Origin of the sequence: Micromonospora sp. II (assembly GCF_001709195.1) — a bacterium.
Taxonomy (GTDB): domain Bacteria; phylum Actinomycetota; class Actinomycetes; order Mycobacteriales; family Micromonosporaceae; genus Micromonospora; species Micromonospora chalcea.
The window spans coordinates 1-22,906 of the sequence record NZ_LYXF01000047.1 but is presented as its reverse complement, the minus strand read 5'-3'; the positions used below and the strand labels follow the sequence as shown (position 1 = coordinate 22,906).

At 72.4% G+C, this 22,906-nt stretch carries 25 protein-coding genes; 6 read left to right on the top strand and 19 right to left on the bottom strand.

What is annotated here, in order from left to right; translation table 11 throughout:
* The 5 genes from A8711_RS22650 to A8711_RS22630 form a co-directional block, all read right to left on the bottom strand.
* The coding region (locus A8711_RS22650; RefSeq protein ID WP_069089263.1) for an LCP family protein at nt 1-865 on the bottom strand (865 nt) is incomplete at its 3' end.
* A 74-nt stretch (nt 866-939) separates the two neighbouring features.
* A complete protein-coding gene (locus A8711_RS22645) occupies nt 940-1,917 on the bottom strand; it encodes an NAD-dependent epimerase/dehydratase family protein (protein WP_043327737.1) in 978 nt (325 codons plus the stop codon).
* Between the two features lie 66 nt (nt 1,918-1,983).
* Nucleotides 1,984-3,657, bottom strand: coding sequence for a cation acetate symporter (locus tag A8711_RS22640; RefSeq protein WP_043327738.1), 1,674 nt, complete (start codon nt 3,655-3,657; stop codon nt 1,984-1,986).
* A complete protein-coding gene (locus tag A8711_RS22635) occupies nt 3,635-4,003 on the bottom strand; it encodes a DUF485 domain-containing protein (protein WP_030499418.1) in 369 nt (122 codons plus the stop codon). The genes A8711_RS22640 and A8711_RS22635 overlap by 23 nt, the downstream gene beginning before the upstream one ends.
* 174 nt (nt 4,004-4,177) lie before the next feature.
* Nucleotides 4,178-4,774 carry a flavin reductase family protein gene (locus A8711_RS22630; RefSeq protein WP_316250016.1) on the bottom strand — a complete coding sequence of 199 codons (597 nt, stop codon included), beginning with the start codon at nt 4,772-4,774 and terminating at the stop codon, nt 4,178-4,180.
* On the opposite strand from A8711_RS22630, the gene A8711_RS22625 reads away from it, so the two are divergent.
* Nucleotides 4,764-5,021: a hypothetical protein gene (locus A8711_RS22625; RefSeq protein WP_043327741.1), complete on the top strand. Its 258-nt coding sequence runs from the start codon at nt 4,764-4,766 to the stop codon at nt 5,019-5,021. The two genes, A8711_RS22630 and A8711_RS22625, sit on opposite strands and share 11 nt — an antisense overlap.
* A gap of 6 nt (nt 5,022-5,027) precedes the next feature.
* Here the strand turns inward: A8711_RS22625 and A8711_RS22620 are convergent, their stop codons facing one another.
* Genes A8711_RS22620 through A8711_RS22610 form a run of 3 tightly spaced genes read right to left on the bottom strand, consistent with a single transcriptional unit; the run spans nt 5,028 to nt 7,956 of the window.
* Nucleotides 5,028-5,519 (bottom strand): SRPBCC family protein, encoded by a 492-nt coding sequence (locus A8711_RS22620; protein ID WP_043327742.1) that lies wholly within the window; start codon nt 5,517-5,519, stop codon nt 5,028-5,030.
* Nucleotides 5,519-7,207 carry a hypothetical protein gene (locus A8711_RS22615; RefSeq protein ID WP_064448093.1) on the bottom strand — a complete coding sequence of 563 codons (1,689 nt, stop codon included), beginning with the start codon at nt 7,205-7,207 and terminating at the stop codon, nt 5,519-5,521. Before A8711_RS22615 ends, A8711_RS22620 begins: the two co-directional genes overlap by 1 nt.
* The gene (locus tag A8711_RS22610; protein WP_043327744.1) at nt 7,192-7,956 is read right to left on the bottom strand and encodes an ABC transporter ATP-binding protein; all 765 of its coding nucleotides are present in this window, start codon (nt 7,954-7,956) and stop codon (nt 7,192-7,194) included. Before A8711_RS22610 ends, A8711_RS22615 begins: the two co-directional genes overlap by 16 nt.
* A gap of 151 nt (nt 7,957-8,107) precedes the next feature.
* Here A8711_RS22610 and A8711_RS22605 point away from each other — a divergent pair, with 151 nt between their 5' ends.
* Together A8711_RS22605 and A8711_RS32950 are read left to right on the top strand one after the other, a co-directional pair.
* A complete protein-coding gene (locus tag A8711_RS22605; RefSeq protein WP_043327745.1) occupies nt 8,108-8,608 on the top strand; it encodes a SigE family RNA polymerase sigma factor in 501 nt (166 codons plus the stop codon).
* On the top strand, nt 8,601-9,458 hold the full coding sequence (locus A8711_RS32950) for a hypothetical protein (protein WP_069089261.1): 858 nt from the start codon (nt 8,601-8,603) through the stop codon (nt 9,456-9,458). The genes A8711_RS22605 and A8711_RS32950 overlap by 8 nt, the downstream gene beginning before the upstream one ends.
* A 45-nt stretch (nt 9,459-9,503) precedes the next feature.
* Here the strand turns inward: A8711_RS32950 and A8711_RS22595 are convergent, their stop codons facing one another.
* A complete protein-coding gene (locus tag A8711_RS22595; protein WP_064448095.1) occupies nt 9,504-11,144 on the bottom strand; it encodes a cation acetate symporter in 1,641 nt (546 codons plus the stop codon).
* On the bottom strand, nt 11,144-11,494 hold the full coding sequence (locus A8711_RS22590) for a hypothetical protein (protein WP_051611565.1): 351 nt from the start codon (nt 11,492-11,494) through the stop codon (nt 11,144-11,146). Before A8711_RS22590 ends, A8711_RS22595 begins: the two co-directional genes overlap by 1 nt.
* Before the next feature lie 307 nt (nt 11,495-11,801).
* On the opposite strand from A8711_RS22590, the gene A8711_RS22585 reads away from it, so the two are divergent.
* On the top strand, nt 11,802-12,353 hold the full coding sequence (locus tag A8711_RS22585; RefSeq protein ID WP_043327749.1) for a Uma2 family endonuclease: 552 nt from the start codon (nt 11,802-11,804) through the stop codon (nt 12,351-12,353).
* Nucleotides 12,354-12,375: 22 nt separating this feature from the next.
* Here A8711_RS22585 and A8711_RS22580 read toward each other — a convergent pair whose 3' ends face one another.
* The 5 genes from A8711_RS22580 to A8711_RS22560 all read right to left on the bottom strand — a co-directional run bounded on the left by A8711_RS22580 (nt 12,376) and on the right by A8711_RS22560 (nt 17,805).
* The gene (locus A8711_RS22580; RefSeq protein ID WP_233607737.1) at nt 12,376-13,038 is read right to left on the bottom strand and encodes a DUF5701 family protein; all 663 of its coding nucleotides are present in this window, start codon (nt 13,036-13,038) and stop codon (nt 12,376-12,378) included.
* 66 nt (nt 13,039-13,104) lie between these two features.
* Nucleotides 13,105-13,860: a LytTR family DNA-binding domain-containing protein gene (locus A8711_RS22575; RefSeq protein WP_043327751.1), complete on the bottom strand. Its 756-nt coding sequence runs from the start codon at nt 13,858-13,860 to the stop codon at nt 13,105-13,107.
* Nucleotides 13,857-15,080 carry a histidine kinase gene (locus A8711_RS22570; protein WP_064448098.1) on the bottom strand — a complete coding sequence of 408 codons (1,224 nt, stop codon included), beginning with the start codon at nt 15,078-15,080 and terminating at the stop codon, nt 13,857-13,859. Before A8711_RS22570 ends, A8711_RS22575 begins: the two co-directional genes overlap by 4 nt.
* A 33-nt stretch (nt 15,081-15,113) precedes the next feature.
* Nucleotides 15,114-16,619 (bottom strand): sugar transferase, encoded by a 1,506-nt coding sequence (locus tag A8711_RS22565; RefSeq protein ID WP_069089258.1) that lies wholly within the window; start codon nt 16,617-16,619, stop codon nt 15,114-15,116.
* A gap of 325 nt (nt 16,620-16,944) precedes the next feature.
* Nucleotides 16,945-17,805, bottom strand: coding sequence for an Fpg/Nei family DNA glycosylase (locus tag A8711_RS22560; protein ID WP_069089257.1), 861 nt, complete (start codon nt 17,803-17,805; stop codon nt 16,945-16,947).
* Nucleotides 17,806-17,829: 24 nt separating this feature from the next.
* Here A8711_RS22560 and A8711_RS22555 point away from each other — a divergent pair, with 24 nt between their 5' ends.
* Nucleotides 17,830-19,104 carry a glycosyltransferase gene (locus A8711_RS22555; RefSeq protein WP_069089256.1) on the top strand — a complete coding sequence of 425 codons (1,275 nt, stop codon included), beginning with the start codon at nt 17,830-17,832 and terminating at the stop codon, nt 19,102-19,104.
* Nucleotides 19,105-19,177: 73 nt separating this feature from the next.
* On the opposite strand, the gene A8711_RS22550 is transcribed toward A8711_RS22555, so the two are convergent.
* From A8711_RS22550 to A8711_RS22535, 4 genes are all read right to left on the bottom strand, one after another.
* Nucleotides 19,178-19,900 carry a CDP-alcohol phosphatidyltransferase family protein gene (locus A8711_RS22550; protein ID WP_069089255.1) on the bottom strand — a complete coding sequence of 241 codons (723 nt, stop codon included), beginning with the start codon at nt 19,898-19,900 and terminating at the stop codon, nt 19,178-19,180.
* The gene (locus A8711_RS22545) at nt 19,875-20,942 is read right to left on the bottom strand and encodes an iron-containing alcohol dehydrogenase family protein (RefSeq protein ID WP_043327755.1); all 1,068 of its coding nucleotides are present in this window, start codon (nt 20,940-20,942) and stop codon (nt 19,875-19,877) included. Before A8711_RS22545 ends, A8711_RS22550 begins: the two co-directional genes overlap by 26 nt.
* Entirely contained in the window at nt 20,930-21,661 is a 732-nt protein-coding gene (locus A8711_RS22540) for a sugar phosphate nucleotidyltransferase (RefSeq protein ID WP_043327756.1), read from the bottom strand. Before A8711_RS22540 ends, A8711_RS22545 begins: the two co-directional genes overlap by 13 nt.
* Nucleotides 21,662-21,731: 70 nt before the next feature.
* Nucleotides 21,732-22,187, bottom strand: coding sequence for an NUDIX domain-containing protein (locus A8711_RS22535; RefSeq protein ID WP_231915615.1), 456 nt, complete (start codon nt 22,185-22,187; stop codon nt 21,732-21,734).
* A gap of 112 nt (nt 22,188-22,299) precedes the next feature.
* Between A8711_RS22535 and A8711_RS22530 the strand changes: the two genes are divergently transcribed.
* Nucleotides 22,300-22,692, top strand: a complete 393-nt coding sequence (locus tag A8711_RS22530; protein WP_030499400.1) for a cyclic nucleotide-binding/CBS domain-containing protein — start codon at nt 22,300-22,302, stop codon at nt 22,690-22,692.
* The last annotated feature ends 214 nt before the right edge of the window (nt 22,693-22,906 follow it).

Sequence of the window (22,906 nt, the reverse complement as noted above, 5' to 3'; positions counted from 1 at the left end):
GCTGCCGGACCCAGTCCAGCGCCTCGGCGCCGTTCATGTGGTTCACGCCCTTGGTGAACGTCCGGTACGGCTTGTGGATCGACGTGATGGTCCGCTCCACCTTCAGGTCGACCCCGCCCAGGGCGTCGGTGACCTCCTTGAAGCCGCCGAAGTCGATGGCCATCACGTGGTCGATCCGTACGTCGGTGAAGCACTCCACGGTCTTCACCGCGAGCGGCAGGCCGCCGAACGCGAACGCCGCGTTGATCTTGTTGCGGGAGCCGGAGTCGCAGGACGCGCCCGCGCTCTCCGGGATCGGCACGTACAGGTCACGCGGCACCGAGACCAGGTAGGCGCGCTTGTGGTCGGCCGGGATGTGCATGACGATCAGGGTGTCCGCGCGCCACTTGCCGGAGCCGTCGACCGGAGCGTCCGGATCCCGCGAGTCGCTGCCCACGAGCAGGATGTTGAACGCGCCGTCGACCTGCTTGGCCGGGCGCCCGCCGGTGATCCCGGCGAACGGGTCCGTGCGGGCCAGGTCGTCGTCGAGGTTGCGGGCGTAGAACCAGGCGCCGAGGCCGCCGAGCAGCGCCAGCACCAGCACCGCGACGCCGGCCACCAGGCCGATGCGTCCCCAGCGCGGTCGAGGGCCGCGCCGGCCCGGACCGCCCGGACCGCCGTCGCCCGGGCCGCCGGGTCCGGTCGGCCCCACCGGACCGCCGGTACGCCCCGAGCGGGGCGCCTCGTCGTGCGGGGGATACCAGCGGGCATCCGAGGTGCGGGCGCGCCCGGTGGCGCCCCGGCCGGAGCCGGGAACCGAAGCGCGGCCCGCGTCCCGGTTCAGGGGGTGCGGGAACGGAGAGCCGGCAGACGAGGTCGCTGACATGTAACCGAGGGTAGGTCGGCCGGGCCACCGACGCCCTCGTACGCGCGCCGATGTCAGCCGCGTCCCGGGCGGGTTCAGTACCCGAGCCGCCCGCGGAAGTACTCGATCGTGCGCCGGAGTCCGTCTTCGGGCGTGACGCTCGGCTCATATCCGAGCAGTTCGCGGGCGAGGGTCAGGTCCGGGCGGCGCATCTCCGGGTCGTCCGAAGCGCGAGTGATGTAGCTCACCTCGGACGTGCTTCCGGTGAGTGACACGATCGTCTCGGCCAGTTGCCGCATCGACATCTCGTGCTCGGTGCCGCAGTTGATCGGACCGGTCTGCGTCGAGTCGAGCAGCAGCAGGATTCCGCGCACCAGATCGTCGACGTAACAGATCGAGCGGGTCTGGTTGCCGGTGCCGTGCACGGTGATCGGCTCGCCGCGCAGCGCCTGGGAGATGAACGTCGGGATGGCCCGGCCGTCGTCCGGGCGCATCCGCGGGCCGTACGTGTTGAAGATCCGCACGATCGCGGTGTCGGTGCCCCGGCTGCGGTGGTAGGCCATGGTGGCCGCCTCGGAGAAGCGCTTCGCCTCGTCGTAGACGCTCCGGATGCCGATCGGGTTGACGTTGCCCCAGTACGTCTCCCGCTGCGGGTGCTCCTTCGGGTCGCCGTACGCCTCGGAGGTGGAGGCCATCAGGAACCGCGCGCCGTCGTCGGTGGCCCGCTCCAGCAGCGCCAGCGTGGCCACCGAGCCCACCCGGAGGATCTCCACCGGCAGCTTCTCGAAGTCGGTGGGACTGGCCGGGGACGCCATGTGCAGGATCGCGTCGAACCGCTCGGTCATCGCCGGGTGGTGCGGCAGGCCGTCGGAGATGTCCGCCTCGACCAGCGTGAAGGTCGGCTTGTCCAGCAGGTGGGCCACGTTCTCCTTGGACCCGGTGACGAAGTTGTCCAGCACCACTACCGTGCAGCCGCGCTCGACGAGCCGGTCGACCAGGTGGGACGGGACGAAACCGGCGCCGCCGGTGACCAGGATGCGGTGTCCGCTACCGAAGCGGGGAGCGACCTTCATGGCGGTCAGCCTATACACGCGAGGCGGGGCCCCCGCGTACGGCAGGGGCCCCGCTCGACGTGCCGATCAGTGCGCGCCGGCTCCGGTGAGCGAGCGCACCTCCAGCTCCGCGTACTTCTCCTCGTCGCTCTCCTTGGACAGGATCGTGCCGAGCCAGCCGCACAGGAAGCCGAACGGGATCGAGATGATGCCCGGGTTCGACAGCGGGAACCAGTGCCAGTCGTGGTCGGGGAACATCGCCGTCGGCGCGCCGGAGACGACCGGCGAGAAGAAGACGAGCAGCACGGCGGAGAGCAGGCCGCCGTAGATCGCCCAGACCGCGCCCGAGGTGTTGAACCGCTTCCAGAACAGGCTGTAGAGGATCGCCGGCAGGTTGCCCGAGGCGGCCACCGCGAACGCCAGCGCGACCAGGAACGCCACGTTCAGGTTCTGCGCGAAGATGGACAGGACGATCGAGACCGCGCCGATCACCAGCGCGGAGATCCGGGCGACGTTCACCTCCTGCCGTTCCGACGCCTCACCCTTCTTCACCACGTTGGCGTAGAAGTCGTGCGCCAGGCTGGACGACGACGCCAACGTCAACCCGGCGACCACGGCGAGGATCGTGGCGAACGCGACCGCCGCGATGATCGCCAGCAGTGTCGCCCCGCCCAGGTTCCCGCCGAGGAAGTCCACGCCGAGCGCCTCGGCCAGCTGTGGCGCGGCCGTGTTGCCGGCCTTGTCCTGCTCGGTGATCGCCTGCCCGCCGACGATCGCCGCCGCGCCGAAGCCGAGGGCCAGGGTGAGCAGGTAGAACGCACCGATGATGCCGATCGCCCAGAGCACGCTCTTGCGGGCCGCCCGCGCGGTCGGCACGGTGTAGAAGCGGATCAGGATGTGCGGCAGGCCGGCCGTGCCGAGGACCAGCGCGATGCCCAGCGAGAGCAGGTCCATCTTGCTGTAGAACGTCTTCAGCGCGTCGCCGGGTGTCTCCACGCCGTAGCGCAGCCCGGGTTCGAGGAACGCCGCTCCCTTGCCCGAGGCGCTGGCCGCGTCGCCGAGCAGCGAGGACAGGTTGAACTTGTACTTGGCGAGCACCAGCAGCGTCATCACCAGCGCGCCGCCCATGAGCAGGAACGCCTTGACGATCTGCACGTACGTGGTGCCCTTCATGCCGCCGACCGTCACGTAGATGATCATCAGGGCGCCGACCATGATGATCGTGGCGACCTTGGCGGTGTCGGCGTCCATGCCGAGGAAGGTGGTGCCCGGCTTGATGCCGAGCAGCAGCGCGACGAGCGCGCCGGCGCCGACCATCTGGGCCAGCAGGTAGAAGATCGACACGGTGATGGTGGAGACCGCCGCCGCGGTCCGGACCGGCCGCTGCCGCATCCGGAACGCCAGCACGTCCGCCATCGTGTACCGGCCGGAGTTGCGCAGCAGTTCCGCCACCAGCAGCAACGCCACCAGCCAGGCGACCAGGAAGCCGATCGAGTAGAGGAAGCCGTCGTAGCCGTAGAGCGCGATGATGCCGGCGATGCCCAGGAAGGACGCCGCCGACATGTAGTCGCCGCCGATCGCCATGCCGTTCTGGAAACCGGAGAACGACCGGCCGCCGGCGTAGAAGTCGGTGGCGGTCTTGGTCTGCCGGCTGGCCCATACGGTGATCGCCAGCGTGATCGCCACGAAGACCAGGAACAGCGTGATGGTGAGGTTCCGGGCGGTGGTGCTGCCCGCCTCAGCCGCGAGGACCGTGTTCATGGGTCACCTCCCCGATCTCGTCGCGGATCCGGTCGGCGACCGGGTCGATCCGGCGGTTGGCGAACCGGGAGTAGAGCCAGGCGATGACGAACGTGGAGACGAACTGGAGCAGGCCGAAGACCAGGGCGACGTTGATGTTGCCGATCAGCTTCGTGCCCATGAATCCCCGCGCGTACGCGGAGAGGATGACGTAGAGCGCGTACCACAGGAAGAACGCGACGGTCATCGGGAAGATGAAGCCGCGCAGCGCGCGCCGCAACCCGGCGAACTCGTCGGACCGCTGGACGGCGAGGTACCGTTCCGCCGCCGACTCGGCGGGCGCGGACGCGGGTGTGTCCGTGGACATCTGTGGATCACCACCTTCGCAGGCGTGGGGGGAGTTTCGCGCACGGTAGAGAGCGCGCTCCCGGCCCGGGAAGGCTCCGCCGAGGGCCGGTCGACGCTTGCGCCGAACGGCACCCCCACTGCGCCCAGTGACCCACGTCACTCCGCTAACCGGTCACCCCGACCGCCGGGTGGGTCAGTCGGTCAGCTCGCGGTAGCGGCCGCGGTAGTGCAGCAGGGGGAGGGTGTCCCGGGGCAGGTCCACCGATTCGATAGTGGCCTCGACCAGCAGGCCCCAGCCGTACTCGCGGGCGGTGTCGAGCCGGCACCCCGCCCACCCGCCGGCGTCCGCCGGCACCGGCCCGTACGGCGTCTCGGTCCAGGCGTCCAGCGCGAACAGGCCGCCGGGCGACGGGAACAGGCCGGCGAAGCGGTCGGCGAGCTGCCGGTGCTGCGGGCCCAGCGGGACCACCGCGAACCGCCCCGCCTCCTCGATGGCCGCCCACAGGTCCGACTCCGCGTCGACCAGGCCGAGTAGCCGGTCCGGCTCGCCCTCGGCGACCAGCGTGGACGAGACGGTCAGCCCGGCCGGGCCGGGTGCGGTCCAGAGCGTCACCGGGGCCGCCAGCCGGCCGCGCAGCCGGCGTGCCGGCGAGCGTTGCCCGGCCGGCGCCGCGAACGGGTCGGTGGAATGGATCTGCGCGCCCGGCTCTGGATTCACGTGAAACATTGTGCCGCCCGCTGCCGGGCGGGGTTCGACGCAACGCCATACCCTGCCGGGCATGAGTCTCATCCCCCCGCAGCAACTCGCCCAGGAACGGGTCGTCGCCGCCGACGCCGTCCTCGGCGGTCAGGTCGACCTGCGTGCCTATCCACACCGGCACCTGCTGGTCCGGGCGAACAACACCTGGGGCCGCCGGGCGTTCCAGCCGCTGATGGAAGCGGTCGAGCACCTGTCCAACTACGGCTGGGAGCTGGTCACCATGACGAGCGTCGGCGACGGCCACCACGTTTACGCGGCGATGCGCCGCACCGCGTAACCGGGATCAGCCGTCGGCGAGCAGGCGGCGGGCGGCGGCCAGCACCTCCGGGTCCGCGCATCCGGCCGCGTACCCGGCGATCCGGCGGCGGATGTCGCGTCCGAGCAGCCACACCCCGATCCGCTCGGCCACCGGGCGCAGGAACGCCGGGCGGCAGCGGAAGTTGTATCGCCAGGTCGCGATCGTGGTGCCGGCCTCGGGGCCGGGCGCGAAGCGCCAGCCGCCGCCGAACCGCTCGAAGAACCACGGCCCGCGCACCATCTTCATGCCGACGTTCGTCGGCGGTGACCAGGAGACGTACTCGCTGACCATGACCAGGCCGTGCCGGGAGCGGGTGTACGTGCGCACGCCCCGGCCGGGCGCCGTCGCGCCGTCGACGAAGTGCTGCTCACGGACGAACGGATCCCAGCGGTAGCGGACCGGCGCGACCGTCTGGGAGACCGCGAACGCCAGCTCCGGCGGGATCGGGACCGTGGTGACCGCCTCGACGACCGGCATCAGCGCCTCGGCGTGACGGTGGCCAGCAGCTCCGGCTGCCGGCGGTCCAGTGTGTCCCCCGCGAGGTACGCGCCGAGCAGCGCCGCGCCCACCCCGTACGCCAGTCCGATCGGCAGCGCCAGCCACAGCCACACGTCGCCGAGCAGCGCGGCGGCCACCACGAACGGCACCGCCACCACCGCGGAGGCGACCATGGAAACCAGCGTGAGCAGGCCCTTGGTGAACCCCGCGCCGCTGTTCATGGCGAACGGGTTGCTCGACTCGGGCAGCGAGTAGGCGCCGAGCACCGACACGAACCCGTTGATCGCCAGCCCGCAGCCGTACGCGGCGGCCAACGCGCCACCCATCACGCCGAGCCATGCGGGACGCCCCAGGAAGAGCGCCAGCGCGACCGCGATCACGACGAGCATCGGCACCACGTAGATCGAGAACGCGGTCATCCGGGCCCGCAGCTCGACCCGCCCGGGCACCCCGGCGACCAGGTTCGCGGCGTACGAGCTGCCGTCGAAGCCGAACTGGTTGGCCAGCGTCAGCGACGCGAGCACCCCGACGAAGATCATGGAAAGGCTGACCAGCGCCGGTGAGGAGTCGCCGCCACCGAACTCCGCCCCGCCCTCGGTGGAGAACGAGACGCCGCCGAGGTTGACCATCACCGGTACGAACACACCGACCACGGCGACCGTGATGAGGTTGGCCCGCCGCCGCGCGTCCCGCCACCAGTAGCGGCACTCGCGGGCGACGAGCGCCCCGAACCGGTCCCGCCGCGCCCAGCCCACCGCGCGGGGGAACAACTGCGTGACCGCGCCGCCGGCCACGCCGCGCGGCGCGCGCGAAGGGCCGGCGCTCGCCGCGCCCACCATCGCCGACTCCAGCGACCGCGACCACCAGAACAGGAGTACGCCGAGCGTCGCGACCGCGATCAGCAGCTTCGCGACCGCCGCGCCGGCCCGGCCCTCGGCCACGTCGACGCCGACCGTCCACGGCGCGCCGAACGGCGTCCAGCCGACCACCCGGGCCACCCCGTCCAGCCGGTCCCAGTCGGTCTGCTGCACCGCGGCGAGCACCAGCAACTGCAACGGCCCGAGCAGGGCGGCCAGGACGGCGAGCAGCACCGCCGCCAGGTCGCGTACCCGGCGGGACCGCAGCATCGTGGCGAACGCGCTGGTCAGCGCGCGGGCCCCGGCCAGGCAGACCAGCAGCCCGGCGACCACGCCGAGCGCGCCGACCACCGCGGCTGACCAGCCGCCCAGCAGCCCGGCGGTGACCACCAGACCGGCCGCGGTGAGCGCCGTCGCCAGCGCGGGCACGCTCACCAGGGCGGCGGCGAGCAGGCCGGTGACCAGGGTGCGGCGGGACAACGGCAGCAGCGCGAACCGGGCCGGGTCGAGCGTCTCGTCCACGCCGAAGAAGACGAGCGGCAGGAGCAGCCAGCCGAGCGTGAGCAGACCACCGCCGAAGGCGGCCACCATCAGGGCGTACCGGGGCTCGTCGGCCAGGCCCGGCGTGGCGAGCAGGAAGAACCCGACGGCGGCGAACCAGAGCCCGAGCAGCAGGCCCAGCACGAACAGCGCGATCCGCCACTTCTGGCCCCGGAAGTTGTTGCCGAGCACCCGCAGCTTGAGCCGGACGAAGTGCCGGGACGACACGCGCCGGGCCGGCCGCTCGGGGGCGGTCACCGGGACAGCCACGACAGCTCCTCCCCGGTGGCGGTCCGGCCGCCCACGACCTCCACGAACACGTCCTCCAGCGACCGGTCGCCGCGCACCTCGGTGAGCGTGCCGACCCGCTTGATCCGGCCCTCGGCCAGGATCGCCACGTGCGAGCAGAGCCGCTCGACCACCTCCATCACGTGACTGGAGAAGATCACCGTGCCGCCGCCGCTGACGTACCGGTGCAGGATGTCCCGGATCAGCGCGGCCGAGACCGGGTCGACCGCCTCGAACGGCTCGTCCAGCACCAGCAGGCGCGGGCCGTGCAGCAACGCGCAGGCCAGGCCGATCTTCTTCTTCATGCCGGCCGAGTAGTCGACGACGAGCGTGCGCCCGGCGTCGGAGAGCGCCAGCACGTCGAGCAGCTCCGCCGCCCGCTGGTCGACCACCGCCGGGTCCATGCCGCGCAACAGACCGTGGTACGCGAGCAGCTCCGCCCCGCTCAGCCGGTCGAAGAGGCGTACGCCGTCCGGCATCACGCCGAGCAGGCTCTTGGCGCGTACCGGGTCGGCCCAGACGTCGTACCCGAGCACCCGCGCCTCACCGGCGTCGGGCCGCAGCAGGCCGACGGCCATGGAGAGCGTGGTGGTCTTGCCGGCCCCGTTCGGTCCGAGCAGGCCGTAGAACGAGCCGGTCGGCACGGCGAGGTCGACGCCCGCCACCGCGATCTTGGTGTCGAAGCGCTTGGCCAGGCCACGAAGGGAGAGCGCGGGGTGCTGGTCGGTCATGGTCCGACCGTATCGGTCCCCGCCCAACGGCTGCTCGGACGGCAGGATGATCTCGCCTCATCCCTGAGAGGTACGAGTCGGATCGCCGACGGCGTGCAACCGCCCACCACGGCGGGGGGTGTCAGGCGTACGAACGGCAGCGGGGAGAGAGATGGATCCGGACAGTGGGTTCGAGGAGTTCTACCGGAACAGCAGACAACGCGTGGTGACAGTGCTGTACGCGCTCGGCGGCGACCGGAGCGAGGCGCAGGACGCCGCCCAGGAGGCGTACGCGCGGGCCTGGCAGCGCTGGTCCCAGGTCGGCACGTACGACGACCCGGAGGCGTGGGTGCGCACCGTCGGGCACCGCCTGCTGGTCAACCGGTGGCGCAAGGTCCGCAACAGCGTGGTCGCCTACCGGCGGCACGGACCACCACCTCCGGTCCGGCCACCCTCCGAGAACACTGTCGCGCTGGTCAGCGCGTTGCGGCAGTTGTCGGCGGACCAGCGGCAGGCGATCGTCCTCTACCACCTGGCCGACCTGTCGGTCGCGGAGATCGCGGCGCAGATCGGCGTGCCGAGCGGCACCGTCAAGGCCCGCCTGGCCCGGGGCCGCAAGGCTCTCGCCGCCCTGCTCGACGTGAACTTCCCGGAGGAGGTCCGCAATGCCTGACCCGATCTTCTCCGACCTCTACCAGGACACCGAGGACCTGATCTGGGCGCCCACCGAGCAGGTGCGCCGCCGAGGGCGGCAGCGGGCCCGGCGTACCCAGCTCGCCGCCGGCCTGGCCGCCGCGGTCGCCGTCGCGGTCGTGGCGACCGGTGTGGTGCTGGCCCGTCCGGACGCCGCACCGCCACCGGTGCCCCCGGCGACAGTCGAACCGATCACGCCGACGCCGGCGCCCACGCCGAGCACCACGCCGTCGGCCGAGCCGTCGGCGAGCGGGGCGCCGACGCCGAGTCGCACCGCGGGAGAGCCGGCCGCCAGCATCGGCGGCGGGCTGACCAGCCGTACGCCGAGCCGGACGATTCCGGCGGCGGCGACGCTCCAGCTCGCCGACCTGCCGACGGGCTTCACGATGCAGACGGGAAAGGTGGGCGGTGACTGGTCCCTGGAGTTCATGTCCTCCTTCTGCGTGAACGAGTCGCCGACGCTGTCCGACGGGGAGGTGGCCACCCGGTCGGTGGCGTTCAACTCGCCCACCGACTGGATCGTCCAGCGGGTGACCCGGCACTCGGGCACGTCCGCCACCACGGTGATGAAGAATCTCCGCAAGCTGGTCACGGGCTGCGAGATGGAGCAGCCGGGCGACTCGCTGTCGATCATGGCGGAGTCGCTCGGCGGTGACGACGGCGTTCTCGTGGGAAGCGACGTCGGAGGGCGGCCCGGTCGCTGGCTCGTCGTCCGGCAGGGCGATCTGGTGGCGCAGCTCCGCCTCGACTCCCAGACCACGCCCACCGAGGCCCGCCGTACCGCCCGGTCGGTGGCGAACCGGCTGTGTGCCGGCACGGACACCTGCTGACGGGTGCGCGGAGGTGAGGCGGGGCCGAGCGAGCGCGGCCCCGCCTCACAGGCGCAGCGACTCCGGGGTGTGCAGGCGGAGCATGGTGGCGCCGACGTCACGCGGGAGACGCCGCCGGCTGGCCATGGAGACGAGCACCATCACCGTGAACGCCAGCGGCACCGTCCACGCGGCCGGCTGCGTGGTGAGCGTCGCCGGCCATCCGGTCAGCGGCGGGCCGAGCACGGTGAGCAGGACCGCGCCGACCGCCGCGCCGCCGCCGACCAGCACCCCGGCGGCGGCGCCCAGGTCGGTCAGGCCGCGCCACCAGATGCCGAGCACCAGCAGCGGGCAGAAACTCGACGCGGCCACCGCGAACGCCAGCCCCACCACCTGCGAGACGTCCAGCCCGGAGACGTTCAGCGAGAGCAACGCCGGCACTCCGCCGGCGATCACCGTGGCGAGCCGGAAGCCGCGTACCGAGCCGCGGCCCAGCACATCCGTGGAGATCACCCCGGCGACGCTGGTGAGCAGGCCGGACGAGGTGGACAGGAACGCCGCGAACGCGCCGGCCGCGACCAGCGCGGCGAGCAGCCGGCCGGTGGTGCCGTCGCCGAGCGCCGCCCCGGGCAGCAGCACCACCACCGCGTCGGTCTGGCCGCTGACAAGCAGTTGCGGCGTGTAGATGCGGCCCAGCACGCCGTAGACGGTGGGCAGCAGGTAGAAGACGCCGACGAGCGCCAGCACCACGAGCGTGGTGCGGCGGGCGGCGGCGCCGTCGGGGTTGGTGTAGAAGCGGACCAGCACGTGCGGCAGGCCCATGGTGCCGAGGAACGTGGCCAGGATCAGCGAGTACGTGGCGAACAGCCCTCTGTCGTTCTCCCCCGCCGTGTCCGGCAGCAGCCACTCGGCGGGGCCGGTCGCCGCGCCGGACACCTCCGGCACCGGGTCACCGGCGGCGAATTCGAGGCGGTCGCCGGGGCGTACCTCCCGGATGTCGCCGTCGGGCAGCGTGAGCGTCGCGCGGTGCTCGACCACGACGGTGGTCGCGGTCCGGAACGTCGGCCCGTCGGGCGGGGTCACCGCCGGGCGGGCGTCGGCCTGCCACTGCAACGCCAGGAAGATCGCGGGTACGGCGAGCGCGGTGAGCTTCAGCCAGTACTGGAACGCCTGCACGAAGGTGATCGCCCGCATGCCGCCCAGCGCCACGTTCGCGGTCACCACCACGGCGACCAGCAGCGCGCCGAGCGGGTACGGCGAGCCGGTGAGCGTGGCCAGGGTCAGCCCGGCGCCCTGCAACTGCGGCACCAGGTAGAGCCAGCCGATGAAGATCACGAAGACGGTGGCGAGCGTCCGCAGCCGCCGGGAGCCGAGCCGTACCTCGCAGAAGTCGGGCAGCGTGAACGCGCCGGAGCGGCGCAGCGGCGCGGCCACGAACAGCAGCAGCGCGAGGTATCCGGCGGCGAAGCCGACCGGGTACCAGAGCACGTCCACGCCGTACTTGAGGATCAGCCCGGCGACGCCGAGGAAGCTCGCGGCCGACAGGTACTCCCCGCCGATCGCGGCGGCGTTCCAGGTCGGGCTGACCGCCCGGGAGGCGACCAGGAAGTCCGACGTGGTGCGGGCCAGCCGCAGCCCGTAGAAACCGATGCCGACGGTGACCAGCGTGACGGCGACGATCGCCGGGACCACGTACCCGTTGGACATCAGCGTTCCGGCCGTCGGATCAGGTCGACGAAGTCCTGCTCGTTGCGTTCGGCCAGCCGCACGTACGCCCACCCGACCACGATCAGGAACGGGAAGGACACGACGCCGAGCAGCAGCCACGGCAGGTTGACCCCGAGCACCGTGACCCGGCCGACCGAGGGCGCGATGGCGAACAGCCACGGCAGGCCGCCGAGCCCGATCATCACCAGCAGGCTGAGCCGCAACGCGAGCGAGAGCTGGGCCCGCATCAGTCCCTGCACCAGCGTCTCGCCCACAGGGGTCTGCTGGGCCAGTTCGGAGCGGGTGCGGTCGGCCGGGCTGCCGGCCCGGGAGACCTCGGCCAGCACGATCCGGGTCCGCTGCGGGGTGGCGGCCGGCTGCGGGCTCTCCGGCTGCCGGGGGGCGGGCGCCGGCGACGCGCGCGGGCCGGGCACCGGGGCGGTCTCGACGGGCCGCCCCGGTGGATGCTGTTCCTCGGCTCCGGTCACCCCCGGCAGTCTCGCCCGCTGAGCCGAATTGTCAAGACCGCGTCGTTGCGCCCTGTGCACAACCTGTGGATAACGCTTCACCCCTGTGGATAACCCGGTGGACGGCGCGGAGTCGTTGTGGACGACCGGGCGGGGTGTCAGGGTGAGCCGGTAGAGAGGAGGTGTGACAGTGACCAGCCCGGCACGACCCGGCACCGGCGACGTCTGGACGGTGGACGACCTCCAGGACCTCCCCGAGGACGGCCAGGACTACGAGATCTTCGACGGGAGCCTGCTCGTGTCCCCACACGCCGACGTCCGGCACGGCGCGATCGCCAACCGTCTCCGCCGGCTCCTCGACCGGCAGGCTCCGGCCGGTCTGCTCGTCGGGCAGGACGTCGGCGTCAGCGCGAAGCGCTCCTCCTACTTCGTGCCGGAGGTCTTCGTCGCCCGCGAGGAGGCACTGGAGCGGGGTGGCCCGGCCCTCGCCCCGGCCGACGTGCTGCTCGTGGTCGAGGTCGTCTCGCCCGGCAACGCCGGTCGTGACCTGGTCCTCAAGCGCCACGAGTACGGCGTGGCCGGCATCGCGCGTTACTGGCTCGTCGAGCCGCGCAAGGAGACCCTGACCGTGCTGGAGAACGTCGACGGCCGCTACCGCGAGGCGGCGGTGCTCTCCACCGCCGACGTGTGCCGCGCCGACCAGCCGTTCCCGCTCGTCCTGCCGGTCGCCGAGATCTTCTGAGCGCCCTGATCCCGCCTGGGCGTCAGCCGAGGCCCACCCGTACCGGGTTCGCGGTCGCCGAGCCCAGCCAGGTGTGCGGGTTGCCGAACCAGCACCACCCGAGCTTCGGCGCGCCCTGACTGATCCAGAGCGCGGGCACCCGCCGGTCACCGCAGCGCGAGCCCACGAGCGAGAAGCACCTGTTGCTCGCCAGCGCCGCCGGGTACAGCGTGACGAACGCCAGACCTTCGTCGATGGTGATGGGGAGCCGGTCCTTCGCGGTCATGTCCTCCAGCGCGGCCGACGGCGCCACGTTGCGGTACTCCTCGCCCCGGTCCACGTCGAAGAGCAGGTACGCGGGCCCGGCCGGCACCTCCAGCTCCTTGATCGGGTGGAAGGTGGGCAGGTCGTCGGCGGGGAAGTTCCGGTCGAGGATGCCGGTCTTGCGCTTGCCGGCGAGCGTGGTGAGCGCGATCCGCTCCGGCACCGGCACCAGTTCCCGCGTGGTCACCAGCAGGAACGGCACCCGCCCCTCGGTGGGGCCGCGCAGCCCGGCGGAACCGGTGACCGCCGCGTCGCGCAGCGGGCTGAGCAAGGCGCGGAACGTCTCCTCGGTCTGCCCGGCCAGCGCCGGATAGCCGAGTTTAACGAGGCGGTCGAGCTGGCTGTCGAATTCTGCGGCGGCGTCGAAGCGGTCGTCGGACATGCGGTCCCCCACCCTGTCGTACGGTCTGCCGTACATTGTACGCCAGCGTCGGCGGTGGCCCGTCCCTCAGCGACTCCAGTCCTGCTTCGCGGCGCGTACCAGCTTGTCCTTCAGCTCCCGGGTGTGCCGGCGGCTGACCGGCAGCTCGGATCCGTCGATCACCACCACATAGCCGGAGTTGACCAGCCGCAACTCGGCGATGAGCCGCAACTGCACCAGGTACGAACGGTGGATCCGGACGAACCCGGCATCGGCCCAGCGCTCGGCCAGCGTCGCCAGCGAGACCCGGACCAGGTGCGACCCGTCCGCCGTGTGCAGGCGCGCGTAGTCGCCCTGCGCCTCCACCCACCGCACCGCCGAACGGGGCAGCATCCGGGTGGTGCCCGCCAGCTCGATCGGGATGGTCGGATCCTCCTCCGCCCGGGCCAGCGCGGCCGGGTGCGACGGCACCACCCGGGAGCCGATCACCCGGCGCAGCGACTCGGCCAGCCGCTCGGCGCGTACCGGCTTGCGGACGTAGTCGGTGGCGCCCAGGTCGAACGCGTCCACCGCGCCGTCGTCGTACGCGGTGACGAACACGATCGCCGGCGGACGGGCGAACCGGCGCAGCACCCGGGCCAGTTCCATGCCGTCCAGCCCCGGCATCCGGATGTCGAGGAACACCACGTCCACGTCGTCGTCGCGGAGCACCCGCAGCGCCTCGGTCGCGTCCCCGGCCGTGTGCAGCCGGGCCACCCGGGGATCGGCGCGCAGGTGGTACGCCAGCTCGTCCAGCGCGGGCGGCTCGTCGTCCACCGCCAGCACCCGAAGGAACCCCGTCACGAGGAAACCCGTACGCCGGGGTGGAACTTCGGCACCCGCATGCTCACCTTCGTACCCGAGCCGAGGCCGGTCTCGACGACCAGGCCGAACCCGTCCCCGAAGACCGACCGGAGCCGTTCGTCGACGTTCGAGAGACCGACGTGCTGCCCCGGGTCGTCGGCCGGGTCGCTGCCCGCCCCGGACAGCTCGGCGATCCCGGCGGTCAGCGTCGTCGGATCCATCCCCACCCCGTCGTCCTCCACCGTGATGTGACACTCCGCGCCCGCGTCCCGGGCCTCGATGCTCACCATGCCGGTGCCCGGCTTGCGGGACAACCCGTGGCGGACCGCGTTCTCCACGAGCGGCTGCAGGCAGAGGAACGGCAGCGTCACCGGCAGCACCTCGGGGGCGATCTGCAGGCGCACCTGGAGCCGCTCGCCGAACCGTGCCCGCTCGATGGTCAGGTAGCGGTCGATCGAGCGCAGCTCCTCGGCGAGCGTGGTGAACTCGCCGTGCGCCCGGAACGAGTAGCGGGTGAACTCGGCGAACTCCAGGATCAGCTCCCGGGCCCGCTCCGGGTCGGTACGCACGAACGAACCGATCGCGGTCAGCGCGTTGTAGATGAAGTGCGGGCTGATCTGGGCGCGCAACGCGCGCACCTCGGCCCGGGCGAGCCGCTCCCGCGACGACTCCAGCTCGGCCAGGGCGAGCTGGTCGCCCGCCCAGTGCGCGGTCTCCAGCGTGGCCTGCACCAGACCCGGGGCCGGCCGCTCGCCGGCCACCGCCACCAGCGCGCCGACCACCCGGCCGTCCGCGCGCAGCGGCGCCACCACCGCGCCGCGGACCGGGCAGTCGACCAGGTCGCAGCGCAGCTCCGACTCGCCCAGCACTGTGGAACGCCCGCTGCCGACCGCGCGCCGGGCCGCCGCGACCAGTTGATCGCCGTGGTGCGCGCCCTGCCCGTCGACGGCGAGCAGCGTGTCCCGGTCCGTCAGCGCCAGTCCGGCCGCGCCCACCAGGGCCCGCAGATGGCGTACGGCCTTCGCCGCGTCCGCGGCGGTCAGCCCGGCGCGCAGCGGCTCGGCGGCGAGCCCGGCGGTGTGCAGCACCTCGTACGTGGCGCGCTGCGTCGCCGTGGCGATGCCCCGTCGGCCACGCAGCCGCAGCACCGCCCAGAGCGCCGCCGCCAACGCGGTCACGAGCGAGACGACGGCGAAGACGGCGGAGAGGTTGCCACCCACGCAGCGATCCTGCCGGGTGCCGGCCCGGTAGCGCTAGTACGCGCCCTTGCGGGCCAGCACCACGCCCACGGTCCGCCACAGGATGCTCAGGTCGTACGCCAGCGACCAGTTGTCGACGTAGTAGAGGTCGAGCCGGACCGCCTCGTCCCAGGACAGGTCGGAGCGGCCGGACACCTGCCACAGCCCGGTCATGCCCGGCCGGACCAGCAGCCGGCGGCGTACGTCGCCCAGGAAGTCGCCGTCGTCGGCGGGCAGCGGGCGCGGGCCGACGAGCGACATCTCGCCCCACAGCACGTTGATCAGCTGGGGCAGCTCGTCCAGCGACGTGGCCCGCAGAAAGCGGCCCACCGGGAAGACCCGGGGGTCCTGCTTCATCTTGAACAGCATGCCGTCGGTCTCGTTCCGGTCGACCAGACCGGCGAGCCGCTCCTCGGCGTCGACGTACATGGTCCGGAACTTCCAGACCCGGAACGTCCGCCCCTCGTGCCCGACGCGGGGCTGGCGGAAGAAGACCGGCCCGGGGTCGGAGATCCGGATGGCCAGGGCGATGGCGGCGAAGAGCGGGACCAGCATCAGCAGGCCCAGCCCGGCGGCCACCCGGTCCATCAGGTTCTTGACCAGCAGCGCCGGCCCGGACAGGGTCGGCTCCTCGACGTGCAGCAGCGGCAGGCCCTCGATCGGGCGGATGTGCACCCTGGGACCGGCGATGTCGGTGAGCTGGGGCGCGACCACCAGGTCGACGCCGGAGCCCTCCAGCTGCCAGGCCAGGCGGCGCAGCTCGCCCGGCTCGGCGCTGGCCGAGCCGCAGACCGCGATGGTGTCGCCGCCGACCTCACGTACCAGGGCGAGCACGTCGCGGCCCGCGTACACCGGCACCGGGGTCTCCAGGCCGCGGGCGGCGGCGTACCCGTCGGTGAGGTGGATGGCCACCGGGATCAGGCCGACCGACGGGTGCCGGGTGACCGTGGTGTAGACCTCCAGGCACTCGGGCAGCGTGCCGACGAGCACCATCCGGTGCCCGGCGTGCCCGAACCGGCGGCGCAGCCCGTGCAGGGCGGCCCGGGCGATCAGGCGGCCGAGCAGGATCAGCAGCAGCGCGCCGAGCAGCGCGAAGCCGACGGTCCACCGGGACAGTGTGGTCTTCGTCGCGAAGGCGAGGAACGACACGGTCGCTGCGACCGCCAGGCCCGAGCGGATCACCCGCTTGAACTCGTCCGGACCGAGGCCGAGGTAGCGCCGGTCGTACGCCCGGTTGCCCCAGAGGATGAGCACCCAGCCGAGCGGCAGCAGCAGGAACGCCACGGTGTAGAACCAGGCCTCGGGCGCGTCCCGGAAACCGGAGGCCGCCTGCTCGAAGATCTGCACGGCCAGGAAGCTGGCCAGAGCCGCCGCGCCGAAGTCGAGCAGCAGCAGGAACAGGATGTAGGGCCGGTGCCACCGGGAGACCCGGCGCCGAGCGCGGGCCCACGCCGACCGGGGTACGCCGTTGTGCGACGGCGGAGTCGGCGGCTGGATCTCAAAGCTGTCGACGTGCCGCACGCTCTTGCTCCGGCCTCTGTCGGTTACCGGGCGCTGGAGGCTTGTCGTCACCTCAACCCATGTCCTCCCGCATGACCCGCACCCTCACTCGCCGTGAGGATCCGGGTCGCTCACCGTCCCAGTCTCCCACGCGGGCCCGGCCCGGACCGGCCCCCGCGAAGAAGCCGTGCCGCTGGTGCTCGGTGAGATCTGGCCGGCTCCGAATCAGTTGTGAAGCCGGGGACCGAGCCACTATACCGATGGATGACCACTCGGGTAGAGGGGCGGACCCGGACCTTCGGTGATCCCGGGTCGATTCCACTCAGTAATCGCCGGGTGCGGTTACTCACCGTACGAGACGGGACAACCTTCGGTCAGCCAGCGGCTTCCCGCCGGTCTGACATGTGGGGCAGTACTGGAGGCTCGAATCGGCGAACGAGACCTCACGCACCGTGTCGCCGCAGACCGGACACGGCAGGCCCTTGCGGGCGTGCACCTTGAGCCCGGAGCGCTTCTCGCCCTTCAGCTCCGCCGCCCGCTGGCCCATCGACCGGCGTACCGCGTCGCCGAGGACCGTGCGCGTCGCCGCGTGCAGGCCGGCGAGCTGGTCGTCGGTGAGCCGGTCGGTGATCGCGAACGGCGAGAGCCGCGCCGTGTGCAGGATCTCGTCGGAGTACGCGTTACCCACCCCGGCGAGCACCGACTGGTCGGTCAGCACGCCCTTCACCTGGCCCCGGCGGCTGCGCAGCCGCTCGGCGAAGGTCGGCAGATCCGCCTCCAGCGCGTCCGGCCCGAGCTTCGCCACACCCGGCACCAGCGCCGGGTCGGTGACCAGATAGGCGGCCAGCTTCTTCTGGGTGCCCGCCTCGGTCAGGTCGAAGCCGGAGCCGTCGTCGAGGCGTACCCGCACCGCTATCGGGCCCTTGCCGGGCCGCAGCGGGGTCGCCGCCGGGAACGCCTCCCGGTAGTGCAGCCAGCCTGCCCGGGCCAGGTGGACCACCAGGTGTAGTCCCTCGTCGAACCGGACATCGAGGAACTTGCCGTACCGGCCGGCGCCGGTGACCGTACGGCCGGCGACAGTGCTCGGCGGCGGGTCGTACGTCTTGAGCGCGCTGATCGCGGCGACCTCGAACCGCTCCACGCGGCGGCCCACCGCACGCTCGCGCAGGTAACCGGCGAGCGCTTCCACCTCCGGAAGTTCGGGCATCGTCCAACGGTAGCCTTCTTTCCCGTGAGAATCGTGGTGGCGCACAACCGGTACCGGGAAGCCCAGCCCTCCGGCGAGAACACCATCGTCGACGCGGAGATCGCCCAGCTCACCGCCGCCGGCGTGGAGGTGCTGCCGTTCCTGCGCAGCTCCGACGAGATCCCGTCGATGTCCAAGCCGGCCAAGGCGCTGCTGCCGATCTCGCCGATCTGGGCCCCGAAGGCCCAGCACGACCTCGACCGCCTGCTGACCGAGCACCGGCCGGACGTGCTGCACCTGCACAACCCGTACCCTCTGCTCTCGCCGTGGGTGGTGCGGACCGCGCACAAGCGCGGGGTGCCGGTGGTGCAGACCGTGCACAACTACCGGCAGGTCTGCTCCTCCGGGCTGTACTTCCGTGACGGCGTGATCTGCCAGGACTGCCGGGGCCGGGCGCTGGGCGTGCCGGCGATCGTGCACCGTTGCTACCGCAACTCGCGGGCGCAGAGCGCGCTGATGGCGACCACGCTCGCCGTGCACCGCCCGACCTGGAAGTCGGTGGACCGGTACATCGCGCTCACCACGGCTGTGGCTGATCATCTGCGCGACTACGGCATTCCGGACGAGCGGATCGTGGTCAAGCCGAACGCGGTACCCGACCCGGGCACACCGGCGCGGGTCGGGAACGGCTTCCTCTTCATGGGGCGGCTCAGCCCGGAGAAGGGGCTGGACCTGCTGCTCGCCGCGTGGCGGCGGCATCCGGTGGGTGCGCTCGGCCCGCTGCGCATCGCCGGTGACGGCGAGCTGCGCCCGCTCGCCGAGGCGGCCGCCGCGGAGCGGCCCGACGTGCTCTACCTGGGCCAGCTCGACCGCTCCGGGGTACGCGCGGCGCTGGCCGACAGCTCCGTGGTGCTGGCCACCTCCACCTGGCACGACGTGCTGCCCACCGTGATCATCGAGGCGCTGGCGTCCGGGCGGCCGGTGCTCGGCACCGCGCTGGGCGGCATCCCGTACCTGGTGGGTGCGGACGGCCCGCGTGAGCCCGCCGGCACCGGCCCGGCCGAGGTGGCCACCGCCGCGCCCGGCGACGGGCATGTCGCGTTGCCGGTCGGGGTGCAGCGCGGCGAGGCGGGTTGGGTGGTGGCGCCGGAGGCGGACGCGCTGGCCGCCGCGCTGCCGCTGGCCGCCGCCGAGGCGACAGCGCTGGCTCCGGCGGCCCGGAGCCGGTACGAGCGCACGTTCCACCCCGACGTGATCACCAAGCGCCTGATCGACATCTACGCCGGCCTGGCCGCCCCCGGAGGCCGCCCCGCGCGCTGAGCCCAGGTGTGCTGAGCCCGGGTGTTAGGAAGGGCCCCTTTTTATGCACGAGGCGTTAAGAAGGGGCCCTTCCTTACCGCAGGGAGGCGCGGGCGGAGAAGGCGATGCTCGCCAGCAGGAAGCCGCCGTTGACGATCGTGAACGCGACCATCACCCAGAACGCCAGCGCGGGCGCGAAGGCCAGCACCAGACCGGCCACGAAGATCACCGCGCCGTAGTCGCGGACCAGCTTCACCAGGCGTACCGGGAGCGACGTCGAGGTGACCATGCTGGCCGCGTTCGGCCCGGACTGCATCACCGACGTCACCAGGTTGACCATCCAGGTGCCGGCGAACACCGCCACCAGCCACACCGGCGTGGACGGGCGCTGCGCCACTGCTGTCGCCCCGATCGCGGCGACCAGCGCGATCTGGGCGGCCACGTCGCAGAGCACGTCGATCCGGGCGCCGGCCGCGCTGCCCTGCCCGGTCACCCGGGCGAGCTGCCCGTCGGCGCAGTCCAGCGCGTACGCGACCTGCCACGCGACCAGCGCGAACAGCCCGACCGCCCAGGCCGGTACGGTGCCGGCGGCCACGTCGTCGGCGAGCGCCACCACGGTGACCGAGGCGGCCAGCCCCAGCACCAGGTTGGCCAGCGTCAGCGCGGTCGGGCGCAACCCCAGGCGCTGGGCGGCAAGCGCGAAGGCCGCCCCGATCCACTGACTGATCGACTCGCTGAACAAGCCGCCTCCCCGGTTGACCCGGTGGAAGTCGGCGACTGTGGGACGGGGCTCAGCCAATGTGGTCGCGGAGGGCACCGGCGTAGTCTGCCAGCCGCTCCCGCGTCTCGGTAGCGGACATCGCGAGGTGTTCGAGGATGGTGTAACGGTCCGGCCGGGTGGCCGGCGCGAACTGCACCGCCTCCACGAACTGGTCGTCGGTCAGCTCGACCTCGGCGGGCAGCCGGGGCAGCCCGTGCCGGGTCAGGCAGGCCGCCATCTCGGCGAACCGGCGCTCGTCGCCGCGCAGGTACGTGCAGAACAGCGCGCCGAGCCCGGCCAGCTCGCCGTGCGAGGCGGTGCCGGGGAAGAGCGCGTCGATCGCGTGCATGATCTCGTGGCAGCCGCCGCTGCACGGCCGGCTGGTGCCCTCGATCGCCATCGCCAGGCCACTGGAGATCAGCGCGTCGGCGAGCACCGTGACGAAGCCGTCGTCGTTCATGTCACCCGGGTGGTTGAGCACCGCCTCGGCGCCCGCGCGCGACAGCGAGGCGGCCAGCCCGTCGACCCGCTCACCGCGGACCCGCCGGGCCAGTTCCCAGTCCGCCAGCGCGCTGATGTTGCTGACCACGTCGCCGATGCCGGCCCGGTTGTGCCGCTCCGGCCCGGCCTCCACGAAGTCCAGGTCCACGATCACGGCGATCGGGATGTGCACGCCGTAGGACCCCTTCAGGCCCTCGGTGATCAGGCTCGCCACCGGGGAGGCGATGCCGTCGTTGGCGAGGCTCGTCGCCACCGACACCATCGGCAGACCGCGCCGGGTCGCCGCGTACTTGGCCACGTCGATCGTCTTGCCGCCGCCGATGCCGACCACGGCGTCGTACGACCGGGCGCGCAGCTTCGTCCCCAGGTCGTCGGCGGCGTCCAGCGTCCCCCCGGCCACGGTGAACACGTCGGCCGAGCGCAACGACGGCCGGATCAGCTCGGCGATCCGTTCGCCCTGCCCCGGCCCGACCACCACGGCGACGTCGCCGCCGGCGGAGATGCGCCCGTCGGAGAGGATCGCCGCCAGGTCGGCCACCGCGCCCCGCCGCACGTCGATGTGCAGCGGGGTGAGGACGCTGCGGGCTAGTAGCGGCACGCGATCTCCCGCGCCCGGGCCAGATCGGCGTGGTTGTCGACCTCGACCCAGGAGACGTCACCGATCGGGGCCGCCCGCACCTCGCCGCCGCGCTCGGCGAACTCCTGGTAGCCGTCCTCGTAGTAGAGGTTCGGGTCGCGCCGCCAGGTCGCCTCCAGCGCGTCCGCGAGCGGCTCGGCCACCTGCGGCTCGATCAGCGTCGCGCCGATGTACTCGCCGTACGCCTCGCCCGGGTCCATCAGCTTGGTGATGCGGGTGAGCTGGCCGGCGGCGTCGAAGGTGGTCTTCATCTCCTCCTCGGCCAGCGGCTTGAGCGTGTCCACGGCGAGCAGGATGCCCGGCCCGCGCTCGGCCAGCAGCGTCTTCTCCACGCTCACCGGGTGCACGGTGTCGCCGTTGACGAGCAACACGCCCCGGGAGAAGTACTCGCGCGCCAGCCAGAGCGAGTACGCGTTGTTCCACTCCTCGGCCTTGTCGTTGTGGACCAGGGTGAGCGTGACGCCGTACTTCTCCTCCAGGGCGGCCTGCCGCTGCCGCACCGCGTCGGCCGCGTAGCCGACCACGATCACGACCTCGTTCAGCCCCACCTCGGCGAGGTTGCGCAGCGCGATGTCGAGGATGGTGGTCTCCCCGTCGACCGGCACCAGGGCCTTGGGCAGGGTGTCGGTGTACGGCCGCAGCCGGCGCCCCGCTCCCGCGGCGAGCACCATCCCGATCATGCCGACACGCTCCTCTTCTCGACCCGATTCCACCCGGCGAGGATATCGCCGGGCGCCGACCGGCAGTGGTTCAGCCCGTCAGCCCGATCGAACGCAGCGCGGCGAAGCCGTCCTCGGCGATCCGCCGGATCAGCCCGTCGTTGACGTCCCGGTGCTCGTCGAGCAGGTCGACGTCCGACTCCGCCAGCCAGCGGAACTCGGTGTGCTTGCCGGCCTCCAGCCGAGGGCGGCTCAGGTCGCCGTCCACCCGGACCAGGAAGTCGGTCTCCACCCGGGTCAGCCCGTCGTCGGCGGTGTAACGGTATTCGCCGACCAGGCCGAGTACGTGCGACACGGACCAGCCGGTCTCCTCGGTGACCTCCCGGCGCAGCGCGTCGTCGATCTCCTCGCCCGGTTCGAGGTGGCCGCCGACGATGTCCCAGCAGTTCGGGAAGAGGCGTCGGTCGGGGGATCGGCGTTGGATGAAGATGCGGCCGTCGTCGTCGACGATCAGCGCGCCGGCGCAGCGCAGGGGCTCGGTGGGCACCCTCCGACAGTAGCCATCCGCGCCGCCTCCGGCGATGCCCGTCCTTGTCCCGGTACGCATAGAGGGCCCACCATGTCCGTACTCAGTCGCCGTCCCACAGGGGTGATGTGTGATGCAGGTACGCGAAGCGATGTCCAGCGAGGTACTCGTGGTCGGGCCGGAGCACACGCTCCGGCAGGCGGCCCGGATGATGTCGGCCCGCGGTGTCGGGTCGGCGGTCGTGATCGACCCGGACTCCGAAGGGGTCGGGATCATGACCGAACGCGACGTGCTGAAGGCGATCGGTGCCGGGCTCGACCCGGATGTCGAGCGCACCGGCGCGCACCTGACCTGGGACGTCGTCTACGCCGGCCCGGACTGGACGGTCGAGGAGGCCGCCGCGGCGATGGCCCGGGGCGGTTTCCGGCACCTGGTCGTGCTCGACGGGCGTGAGGTGGCTGGAGTGATCTCGGTACGGGATCTGATGCGGGTCTGGGCGGGGCAGCACGCGCCGACCCGGAGCTGAACCGGGCCGGCGCGACGGGCGCCGGAGAAGGGCGATGGCCCGGCCGATACCGGCCGGGCCATCGTCGTGTGTGTTCTGTTTCGGTCGTGCCGCCCGTCAGGGGCCGACGAAGACCGAGGTGCCGCGCCAGTCCACGTCGTCGACGCTCGGACCGCTGCGCACCGTGGCGGTACCGGTCGGCACGCCGCCCGACCACGCCATCGAGGCGAGGTTG